The following is an 11,093-nucleotide window of genomic DNA, read 5'->3' as shown; positions in this document are numbered from 1 at the left end:
ATTTCACCAGCCTTGTTTTTCACGAACGTTCGGTGGCTGATCACGTGAATCCATGGGAGCGAACACCACGAACGGCCGAACCGAACCCTACTGTCTCGTCTAAGTTTTCACCACTGGGCCAACACTGCTAGACATGTCGACGCAGCTTTCACGCACTCAAACGTCAGGAGCTTCAGCGGATGAACAACGACACGGTGGGACCAAAGTCCGACGACGATTCCGGGGCTGAACCGAGCGGCTCCAACACCATCCCACCGAGGGGCCCGGAGCGCGAAACCAAGGGGGCGGCCGCTTTTCTCCGAAGCCGTAGAACGGCAGTCGCGATCACCGCAACGACGCTGGTAGTGGGCGGTTTCGTGGCATGGCTCGGGTACACGGCATACGAAGCGAAAGACAACCTGGAGGCGGCTCGCGACCACGCACAGTCGGCGAAGAGCGCTCTCCTGGCCGGAGATACGGGAGTCGCAGAGTCTGCCGCGGCGGAAGCCGATCGCGAAGCATCGGCCGCATACGACAACACCCATTCACTCCCCTGGAACATCACCGCCGCAATTCCCGTCATCGGGTCGCCGTTCGAGTCGACGCGCCAGATGACCGAGGTCGTTCAGGGGCTTACGCGTGACGTTCTCGGCCCTGCCGTGACTACCGGAACTTCACTCGCACCAACGGAATTGGTGCAGCCCGGTGGGCGCTTGGCACTCACACCGTTACGCGAAGCGGAACCGAAACTGGCCGAAACAGCTATCGCCGCGGAATTGCTGTCGTCGCAGGCACAGGAAGTTCCCGAATCGAAGTACCTGGGCCGAGTTAACGATGCCAGAGCAGAATTACAGTCGCAGACAAGCGAACTGGCTACCCTCCTGACGAACACCGCCACCGCGGCGCGCATCGCACCGGCGATGCTCGGCACCGACGGACCGCGCAACTACTTCATCGGTTTCCAGACCAATGCGGAAGCGCGAGGAACCGGCGGCCTGTTGGGTGGATACGGCATCGTCCGAGTCGACAACGGCGCCGCTCGGGTGGACACACTCTCCCCCAACTCCGAACTAACACTGGACAATCAACCGATAGACCTTGGTCCTGACTTCAACCAGCTGTACGGAAACAGTCGACCGACCACCGATTTTCGCAACAGCAACCTCAGCTCGCACTTTCCCTACGCAGCGCAGATCTGGCAGTCCCTGTGGTCACAGGAGTCCGGGGGTGAGCTGGTCGACGGCGCGATAGCGACCGATCCGATAGCACTGAGTTACCTCCTCGCGGCGGTGGGACCAGTAGAGATGCCGGACGGAGAGTCGGTCACCGCCGACAACGTCGTTGAGTTGACCGAGTCGACCGCGTACGCACGCTTTCCCTCCGACAACAAGGCACGAAAGCAGTATCTGCAGACAATCGCGGCCCGTGTCGTGGCGAAGATGACCGGGAACATCAAGTCGCCGAGCGCATTACTGGAGGCTCTGGGCAGAGGTGTCAGCGAGGGCAGAATCGCAGTGTGGAGCTCTCACCCCGACGAACAATCGGTTCTTGCCGACACCGTCCTCGGGCACACCATTCCCGATGATGCGGCTCCGTATGCCGGTGTGGTGATCAACAACCAAGCCGGCAACAAGCTCGACTACTACCTCACACGAGAAATCGACTACACAGCCCAGACGTGCACCGGCGACACCCGAAAGACAACGGTCACCGTTCGACTGACCAACAACGCGCCCGACGCCGACCTGACCGAATATGTCAGCGGGATCGTCGACAACCCCGGACGACTGCCCAATGGCACCAATGTGGCTGCAGTCACTCTGCTTGCGACAGCCGGCGCCAAACTCGATGCCGTCTCCCTGGGTGGACAGATTTCGTTTGCCGTCAACGGAACTGAACAGGGTCACCCGGCCTACATGACCAGGGCCGTCATTCCGCGAGGCCAGACGGTTGAGCTGAAGTTCGATCTGACCGAGCCCACAGCCGAGGGCGAAGCTCGCGTACCGGTCCAGCCGCTGGTCGACGACCCGAAGATTACCGTCGACGTGCCTACCTGCTGAGCTTGACCGGCAAACGTCGACGAGGCCCCTGGCATGTCGCCGTTTGTCGGGCTCGTGAACTTTCAGCAGATTTGAAACTTTGGCGAAGGCTAGCCTATGCTTCCTGATGCGCCTGGAACCGGCCGTCGGCTGCGATCCGTCGGAGTCTCACTCCTCGGCGCATCGACAACGGAAGGTTCCCCATGCGATACGCCCGTGTGCGCTCACTTCGCCGAACTGTGGCGCTGAGTGGATTGGTCATTGCTGCCCTGGTAATCGGCGGATGCAGTAACAACGACACCGCAACCGAATCGAGCAGCAGCGACTTCGAAACCGTCACCATCGAAAGTGCGCTCGGAAACGCCGTCATCACCGAAAAGCCCGAGCGAATCGTGACTCTCGGCATGGGGTCGGCGGAGACCGTAATCGCGCTCGGCACGATCCCGGTCGGCGTCGAAAAGTACGCATGGGGCAGCGACGACACCGGGTATCTGCCGTGGGTGCACGAAGCGGTCACGAAGCAAGGTGGCGAACTGCCAGAGCAGTTCACCGGCGGAACCGATCTCAACATCGAGGCGATCATCGCTCTCGAACCCGACCTGATCCTCGCCCCGTGGTCCGGCATCACTCAGCAGCAGTTCGACTCACTCAACGCGTTCGCGCCGACCGTCGCCTACGCCGAGAGCCCCTGGACCATCACGTGGGAAGACCAGATCAGCGTCATCGGCAAAGCCATGGGCGAATCCGAGAAGGCGACAGCCGAAATCGACAAGATCAAGTCGCAGTTCGCGGAATCGACTGCAGCACATCCGAACTACGCCGACGTCAGCTTCTCTTTCATCTACAACACGGGCCCAGGAACCCTCGGCGTCTTTTTCGCCGAAGAGCAGCGTGTGGCCATGGTCCGCGCACTTGGCCTGCAGGTGGATCCCGTCGTCTACACCTTGACGGAATCTGAAGGAACAGACTCCGCCGTCATCGGCCTCGAGAACGCAAACCTCCTCGACAAGTCCGACCTGCTCTTCACCTTCTACTCGGACCCGGCCAACCGGGCCGAGATCGAAGCGCAGCCCGCTTACCAGGCAATCCCCGCTGTGGCTCGGGGAACTGTCATCGCTCCGACCGAACAGCCCTTCGTCACCGGTTCCTCGATGATCAACCCTCTGACCGTGCCCTGGTCGCTCGAGCGCTACGTGCCGATGATCGACGAGGCAATCGCGAAGCTGAACAAGTGATGTAGATCAGCATCGTGCGATCGAGAAACCCGCGTCCTATTCGGACGCGGGTTTCTTGCCGTCGCGTTCAGCTTTGAATCGCATCCACTCACTGCTCAGCATGCGATTGTCGATGATCCACCCCATGTAATCGCGCATGTTGAGCACACGAATGTACGCGGGACCGTTGGGGTTTGCGTACTGCAGGGCCTCGGTCGCAAGCTTGCGTTGATTCTCGAGATATACGTGCTCTGTTTCGAGGAATCCGCCCCACACGTCGGAATCCATGACGTAGTAGTGAGTCCGATCCCGAGGCTTGCGCGTGAGCTTGACGAACCCCCGGTCGATCAACCGACGAATGTAGGTGGACACCGATCCGCGACTTGCTCCGAGTGCCTGCGCCAACTCTTCGGCGCTGACCCCTGGCGACTCGCTGATCAACAGATAGCCCGCAATACGTCCTTCGATGCGGGCCCCACCGCCGGACTGCCAGTACACGGAGAACTGGTCGATGAACCAGGTGGAGAAATCGTCACCGCGAGCAGGGCTGGCATCGCCCATTCGTTGAGCCTCCGACGTCTCTGGGTACGAACAATTCGCCACTATTGTGCCAGCACCACCGTCACCGAGCCGAAATCACCAGCCCTGGAGTGGTTGCGATGAACTCGAGCTGTTCGATTGTCAAAGGCGACGCCGATGTGGAGCCAGCCGATGTCACGAACTGGGTCACCACTACTGTTTCGCCGGAGGGGTGAACAACCCGGACCGTGTCATCGCCCGAGCCATCGGGATCGACCAGGCGAGTCACGGTGGTGGAGCCTGGCAACGTCAGTGTCTCACCCGGTTCCGGCACAGCGGTACCAACTGATATTTCGACATCGCTGCTGCCGTCCGCTGTCGAGGCGACGATCCGCTCGCACACTCCTCCCTGTCCGTAATCATCTGGAACCAACGAACCGAGCGGGCGCTCCAAAGTGACGCCTGCCGCGCCGAGATCCTTCCAACGTGCATCGAGCAACTGATTCAGTCGGTCGATATCCATGCGCGACGCAGGTGGACCGGCATTCACAGAATCGGTGTAGCAGGATGCCATCGGCGGCGGCGTCGAGTCTGGAACCGGCGCAGTCACCGCAAGCCCCGGCGCGGTCGCTAACGCGATCAGTTCGTCCATCGTCAAGAGCGGGGAAGCATCCGACGAAGTTCCAGTCGACGTGTCGACGCTGGCAACAACCCGGGATCCATCACCGAGATACGCGACGACTCCGCGCTCGCCCCCGACTTCCGAACCGTCTGTGTCTTCGAAATCGGCTCTGTCCTCGAAATCGGCGATGTCGAGCACTGTTCCGTTTTCGAGATGCTCCCGCCGATCCACCAGACCCTCCAAGCACGGCGGCACCGGCTGATCCCATGCACGCACCTGAACCGAGATATCCGCAGTCCGCCCGACGCGAGTCAAGGTTCCCTTCGCCGACGTAGAACCGCTGAACTCGATCGGGTCGACCCCGTCAGGAAACGAGGCACCCCGGTAATTCTGGATCGGCGCAAACTCGAGCGATTTCGATGGACTCGCAAATACAACGTCGACATCGGAAGGCAGCGATTCGAGTAGTGCGTCGCTCATGGCGGTGGCCTTCGGTCCCGAGAACCATGGATAGTCCGGGTCGTCATAACCGGGCTCACCGGCAAAACCGTAGTTGAAACGCACCGGCGGACCCGGCGATTCCACAGACTCGCATCCGGGAATCGACGCGCCCGTGTCCTCGTTCGTCACCGCCGCGACAACAGTTCCCAAGGCGACGATCGAGACGATCACCAACCCGTCACGCCAGGTCCATTGCTCGCGGCGACGGTTCGACTCGCGTGCGGTGCGCCCAGACATTTCTCGATCATTGCCTACGGCAACAACTACGTCACTATCCGACATACCCAGTGAGGTCGTAAACCGTGGAATTTCCCACGGTCGTCGATGCGAAATTGGCTTCGACCCATTCCTGGATGGCACTCGACGTGCTGTCCCCGCTTTGGCCCTCTCGCTGGCTTCCGCCCTGGCCACCGGCAATGTAGTAGTGAATTTTTCCGTCTGCCACGTACTGGATGAATTGATCCAATGTCGGTGCGGGATCGGAACTCCAACCGCCGATCGCCATCACCGCGGTATTGCTGGCCAACTCGTAGGTTGCTGCGCTTTGCGAGCCGTTGGTCGCGGCCGACCACGTGGTGCCCGCATTGACCAGCATTGCCGTCAACTCGGAAGTACTTTCGCTGCCGCTACTCAGTTCTTGCCCGTTCGACGCCGGATTTACAGTCGCGTCAGAAGAATTCGGCGGAGCGTCACCGTTTTGCAGCTCTGGGCCCCCACCCATACCTCCTCCCCCGCCCATTCCGGAGTCGGACACGGCGCCGGTTGGTCCGGCCGTCGGGATGGATCCGCCGTGCGCTGTTGCGGCAGTGGCAATCGCGTAAGACGCAGAACCGGTTATCCCTGCCAACGATCCAAGAATCAATCCAGCGACAGCGAGCTTGCGGAATCGATCCTTGGCTCCCACGAGAACCAGGATCGCGCCGACGACAGTGCCCGCCAACAGAATCCACTTCAGCATCGGCAGCCAGTCGGCATTGCGGTGCAACAACACCCAACTCCAGATTCCTGCGGCCAGCATCGTCGCAGCCAAGCCGCAACGTCCGATCCAACGGGCACGGACCAACCACAGAGCGTATCCACCGGTCCCGATCATCCCCGCGACGGCGGGCGCCAGCGCAACTGTGTAATAGGGGTGGATCGTGCCGGACATGTAGCTGAAGATCAGGCCGATAACGAGAAACCAGCCACCCCAAAGGATCAACGACGCACGGACAAGATCTGTGCGCGGTGCGCGTCCCCGAGCGAGCAGTCCGAACACCACTGCGATCAGTGCCGCAGGTATCAGCCAGGAAATCTGGATACCCATCTCGCTGCCGAACAGCCGTTCGAGTCCGGCACTTCCCCCGAAGCTCGAACCTGCACTGCCACCGGCCATTCCGCCACCGCCACCGGTGCTCCCGAAAAGTCGACCCAATCCGTTGTATCCCAGTACCAAGTCCATGACGCTGTTGTTGGTCGATCCGCCGATGTACGGGCGAGAATCAGCGGGCCACAGCCACACTGCCAACACCCACCACCCAGCCGATATGACAACGGACGCAGCACCGATCACCAGGTGGACCAGGCGAGTCCGCAAGCGCACCTGTCCGGCGATCAAATACGCGGCACCGAATGCAGGCAACACCATCAGCCCTTGCAGCATCTTGGTGAGAAAGGCAAACCCCAGCGCTACTCCTGCGAGCGCCACCCACATCGCGGCTCGACGACCGATCGCCGTGCCCATAGCCCGAATCACGAAGTAGCCCGCAAGAGTCATGAGCAGAACCAACAGTGCATCAGGATTGTCGAACTTGAACATCAGGGCGGCAGCGGGCGTAGCTGCCAAAACAGCTCCCGCCACCAAACCCGCAGCGGGCGACGCCACTCGTTTGACGGCCGCGTATACGAGCGCTACTGATCCGACGCCCATCAATGCCTGCGGAACTAGAAGACTGGCACTCGAGAATCCGAAGATTCGTCCGGACACACCCATGACCCACAATGAAGCGGGCGGTTTGTCGACAGTGATGAAATTCGAGGTATCGAGGGAACCGAAGAACCACGCTTTCCAATTCTGGGAGCCGGCCTGCGCCGCTGCAGCGTAGAAGGTGTTGGCGTAGCCACTCGCGGTCAGATTCCACAAATACAGGACTGCCGTTGCTGCCAACAGGATCGTCAGCGCCAATCCTGTACTGCGCGTGCGGAACCACGACGGCGAGAACTCCGCTCGATGGGCAGTTGGTGCCGGGCGCTGAGGCGGGGCCGGATGCAGAACGGCGGTCATCAGGAAGTCCCTTCACGAGTTACTGTCCTGCCAACGATCGCGTCTCCAACCCTGGCGGCACTGGGAGCCGGCTGGAAAGTTGCTGTGAATGAATCAGGTCAGGGAGCGCTCGAACAGCACGACGCTGAACCAACCGGTGTCGGCATCGTCTCCGAAGTCACGACGCCCGACCTCGGTAAAACCGGCGTCCAAGTAGTAGCGACGCAATCGCACGTTGGTTTCTACACAATCGAGCCGCAGGTACTGCGCGTTCTCGTCCGCGGACCGTCGATGGGCCCAGACGAGTAAGCGTTCGCCCAACGAGGTGCCCGAGAATTCTCGATCGATAACCAATCCGTGCACGTAGCCGGCAGGATCGTTCGAATTGGGCCAGACCACGGGGTCTGACCAGATCAACCGCAGGGCACCGACAATCCTCGACTGTTCCCGGTCTCGCGCAACAAAGAACTCCCCTCTCGAAATCTGCTCCCCGACCTGCTCGACAGACACTTCACGCGGGCGCCACTGGATGATTCCGCGTTCTGCCAACCAGTCTTCTGCCGCGTGCCGCAGCGCCAGAATCTCCGGCCCATCGGTCTCGACCGCTTGCACAACGTCGACAACCATATGACCTCCCCCATATCTGCAGCCGTTCACAACAACACGGCCTCCAGGCCCCAACCCGGGTGTATCTCCGAGTTGAAGCCTATCGGCGTGAAGTTGTGCGCCTGAACGGGTGTCACCACTCAGTCAGGTTTTGAATGTGGTGTTCGCCGGCCGTGGGTGCTGCCCGGGGTCGATCGAGGGCAGCGGGATGAACCAGGGTTCATTGTCGACTCCTATCCGAATTTCCCATTTGCCGACGAACCCGGATTTTCGGTGCATCAACCGATGATGTGAACGGCACAGCAGGACCAGATTGTTCATCACCGTCGGGCCACCGTTCGCCCAGTGCCGGATATGGTGCGCATCCGTCCAGGCCGGTACACATGTGCAACCCGGGAACGCACAGCCCCTGTCTCGGGCAATCAACGCAGTCCGTTGTTCGGCGGTGACCAACCTCTTCCCTGGTTTCGCATCGAGCGGCGCGCCGTGATCGTCGAGCAGGACGGCGGAGAGGAAACAGTCGCAGCCGAGAAGCCTGCTCTGCGACACCGACAGCGGTCCCAGCCAGGGCATGTGCCCGACATCAAGATCAGACGGAGACTCTTCACCATCAGCAGTGGAGGGTGTTGCGGCGCAGTCACGGTGCTCAGCGAGATCACGCGCGTTGATGTGCACGTTCACGTGCGGGCGTTGGCCACCATCGGTACCGGTCTTCGCGCAGTCCAGGTAACGGCGGATCAGTTCGGTGAACCCGTCCGCCGTGCGCTTCGCCGTCGACCGAGCATCCGGGGTTCCATCGGGTGCCGGGGTGGGCATCGTCAGATTCGACAACGCCGACAGCAGCATTTCCCCGGTCAGGGCATCGAAATCACCGCGCACCACCACCCGGCCGTTCAATGTCGACGCGATCCGCAACTCATTGAGATCGACATCCTCGGCGGGCGGGATCTCATCCGATTCGAACAACCGCTCCAAGGTCGCGATCACGTTCCGCACTTTCGTGGTCGTCGCTTCCACCCCCGACGCGGCAGCCAACAACAAATCGATGCACTTCGGTAGCGCCTCCTCCGGCATGCCTTTCGGTGGTGATTCACAGAACGCCACGATCAACACGGCATGATCGAACGAGCAATCCCCACAATCGAAGCCTGCCGCCACCGCCGGAAACGGCCGCAAAGCTGCACCCAACGCGGCGATCTTCTTCCCGTCCCGAACCTGCAGCATCGTGTTCGCCGCCAACCACGCACCCACTCCGCGGCTGGCAATCACCTGATCATCCGGGCGCAACGAAAGTTCGTCGACCACCTCCATACGAACCGCCTCGAGGCGCAGAATCTCCGCACTCGCCTCGACAGCAGCAGCGCGCAACTCGGCAGCAGACAACCGCCACAGACGTCCGCGTAACCCCACCGCAGAACCAGACACCACATCCGACAACAAGACACTCATTGAATCCCCCGATCCCCTGCCCACACAATACTCGAACATGCGTTCGAGTCAAGAGTGGTAGACCTCGAGCGCCCGCGCTACCGATTCGTCACCCGCAGGTAGCAACGGCAGTCGCACATGGGGAGTCGGAATCTGTCCCAACGCATGCAATACGCCCTTGATCACAGTCGGGTTCGGTTCGGAAAACAGAGCTCCGGACAGCTTCGACAAACTCCGCCCGAGGTCACGGGCGCCGTCCACATCGCCACTGTCCCAAGCTTTTACCAAGCGGACGAACTCAGCGGTCGACACATGAGCGGACGCCAAGATGCCACCGGCCGCACCCAAGGCCAGAAGAGGCGCGAGAAATAGATCATCCCCCGCCAGTACGGCGAAGTCGCCCGGAAGATCCGCGAAGAGTTCGACGGCAGCTGCGTCGATACCGCCCGCGGCATACTTCACACCAACAACCCCGGGCAAAGTACCCACCTCCTGCAAAGTGCCGCTGTCCAGATCGCACGCAGTCCGGTACGGCACGTGATAGACGATCAGCGGCACTGGGCTCGACGACTGCAGATGCGCGAAATGCGCCACCACACCGGCTTTCGACGGCCTCGTGAAGGAGGGAACCGGCACCAACGCCGCCGAGACCTCAGGCCACCGAGCCAGCCTCCCGAGCGCCTGCGCACTGGCCGCCGTGTCGTTACTGCCCGCGCCGACGATCAACGTCGCGCCTCTCGCACGGCACACATTCGCACAGATATCCAGAACGGTCACTCTCTCCTGCTCGGTGAGTGTTGCGGCTTCCGCTGTAGTCCCCAGCGCAACGAGTCCGACCGCACCCTCGGAGAGGACCTGGTGCGCAAGCTGTTCGAGTGCATCGGTTGCAATACGACCGTCGCTCTCGAAGGGCGTGATCAGTGGAACATGGATTCCGGCCAGGTCAACTCGAGTCGTAGTCATAGAACTCAGCCTCACCGAACAAACCTTGTAGGTCTAGTTCGCATTTCCATCGTCGAGCGTAAGCTGAGCTGATGCTCGATGTTCGTCGACTGAAGCTCTTGCGCGAACTAGCGCTGCGCGGAACCATCGTTGCCGTTGCCGAGGCGCTGTCGTTCAGTCCCTCCGCGGTGTCGCAGCAGTTAGCCGTCCTCGAACGTGAAGCCGGCGTGCCGCTGCTGGAACGAACAGGCCGTCGCGTCCGACTGACACCCGCCGGTGAGAACCTCGCACGTCATGCCGAAGCCATCCTGCAACGCCTGGAGCAGGCGTCAGGTGAATTGGTCGACGCACGTCGTGGACTGGCGGGGCCGCTGCGCATCGGAACGTTCCCGACCGCGGCACGGGCGATCCTCCCGGCGGCATTGATCGCCCTGTCTCGCGAGCATCCCGGGTTGGAACCGATGGTTTCGGAGATCGACCCGGCGGACGTCGCCGACGACCTACGAGCTGGGACTCTGGACTTGGCATTGATTCACGACTACGACTTCGTCCCTCGCCCCACCGAACCGGGCCTGACGACATTGCCGCTGTGCAGCGAAGCCGTGTACCTCGCTTCGAGTGACATCGAGTCAGATCCCCACGACGCTGTCGCATCGCTGACCGACTGCGTAGAACGTCCCTGGATTACCGCAATTCCCGGAACTGCTTGTCATGCAATGACTATTCGCGCATGCCAGGCAGCTGGATTCACCCCGAAAGTGCGACACCACATCGACGAGTTCGCCACCGTTCTCGCCCTCGTCGCTGCGGGACAGGGTGTTTCGCTGGTTCCTGAACTCGGAGCAATCCATCCGCCGCTAGGTGTGCGCCTGACGCCGATGCCCATTCGACGAAGGACCAAGATTGCACACCGAGCGGGCTCCGACGCTCACCCGGCGGTCGCAACCGTTACAAACGCGCTTCGCTCGGCCGTCCCACAACTGCTGGACGCCGAGCAATAG

Annotated in this window: 9 protein-coding genes; 3 read left to right on the top strand and 6 right to left on the bottom strand. The window is 61.4% G+C overall.

The features are described from left to right. Positions 1 to 179: 179 nt before the first annotated feature. Positions 180 to 2,039 (top strand): DUF4012 domain-containing protein, encoded by a 1,860-nt coding sequence (locus AC1Q6C_RS26345; protein WP_230358762.1) that lies wholly within the window; start codon positions 180 to 182, stop codon positions 2,037 to 2,039. 182 nt (positions 2,040 to 2,221) lie between these two features. After that, positions 2,222 to 3,253, top strand: a complete 1,032-nt coding sequence (locus AC1Q6C_RS26340; RefSeq protein ID WP_042449574.1) for an iron-siderophore ABC transporter substrate-binding protein — start codon at positions 2,222 to 2,224, stop codon at positions 3,251 to 3,253. Between the two features lie 36 nt (positions 3,254 to 3,289). Here the strand turns inward: AC1Q6C_RS26340 and AC1Q6C_RS26335 are convergent, their stop codons facing one another. The 6 genes from AC1Q6C_RS26335 to AC1Q6C_RS26310 all read right to left on the bottom strand — a co-directional run bounded on the left by AC1Q6C_RS26335 (position 3,290) and on the right by AC1Q6C_RS26310 (position 10,113). Continuing rightward, positions 3,290 to 3,793: a GbsR/MarR family transcriptional regulator gene (locus tag AC1Q6C_RS26335; protein WP_003942377.1), complete on the bottom strand. Its 504-nt coding sequence runs from the start codon at positions 3,791 to 3,793 to the stop codon at positions 3,290 to 3,292. 61 nt (positions 3,794 to 3,854) lie between these two features. Then, on the bottom strand, positions 3,855 to 5,111 hold the full coding sequence (locus AC1Q6C_RS26330; protein ID WP_230358763.1) for a hypothetical protein: 1,257 nt from the start codon (positions 5,109 to 5,111) through the stop codon (positions 3,855 to 3,857). Positions 5,112 to 5,145: 34 nt separating this feature from the next. Continuing rightward, positions 5,146 to 7,137 carry a glycosyltransferase family 39 protein gene (locus AC1Q6C_RS26325; protein WP_116056588.1) on the bottom strand — a complete coding sequence of 664 codons (1,992 nt, stop codon included), beginning with the start codon at positions 7,135 to 7,137 and terminating at the stop codon, positions 5,146 to 5,148. 93 nt (positions 7,138 to 7,230) lie between these two features. After that, positions 7,231 to 7,743 (bottom strand): GNAT family N-acetyltransferase, encoded by a 513-nt coding sequence (locus tag AC1Q6C_RS26320; RefSeq protein ID WP_116056587.1) that lies wholly within the window; start codon positions 7,741 to 7,743, stop codon positions 7,231 to 7,233. 123 nt (positions 7,744 to 7,866) lie between these two features. Further along, positions 7,867 to 9,171, bottom strand: a complete 1,305-nt coding sequence (locus tag AC1Q6C_RS26315) for an HNH endonuclease signature motif containing protein (RefSeq protein ID WP_492666900.1) — start codon at positions 9,169 to 9,171, stop codon at positions 7,867 to 7,869. A gap of 48 nt (positions 9,172 to 9,219) precedes the next feature. Next, positions 9,220 to 10,113: a dihydrodipicolinate synthase family protein gene (locus tag AC1Q6C_RS26310; RefSeq protein WP_047270128.1), complete on the bottom strand. Its 894-nt coding sequence runs from the start codon at positions 10,111 to 10,113 to the stop codon at positions 9,220 to 9,222. A 71-nt stretch (positions 10,114 to 10,184) separates the two neighbouring features. On the opposite strand from AC1Q6C_RS26310, the gene AC1Q6C_RS26305 reads away from it, so the two are divergent. Further along, the gene (locus AC1Q6C_RS26305; RefSeq protein WP_030537090.1) at positions 10,185 to 11,093 is read left to right on the top strand and encodes a LysR substrate-binding domain-containing protein; all 909 of its coding nucleotides are present in this window, start codon (positions 10,185 to 10,187) and stop codon (positions 11,091 to 11,093) included.

It is taken from the genome of Rhodococcus sp. MT28 (assembly GCF_058792695.1).
The sequence above is the reverse complement of the archived record's forward strand: the minus strand, read 5'-3'. Positions and strand labels throughout refer to the sequence as shown.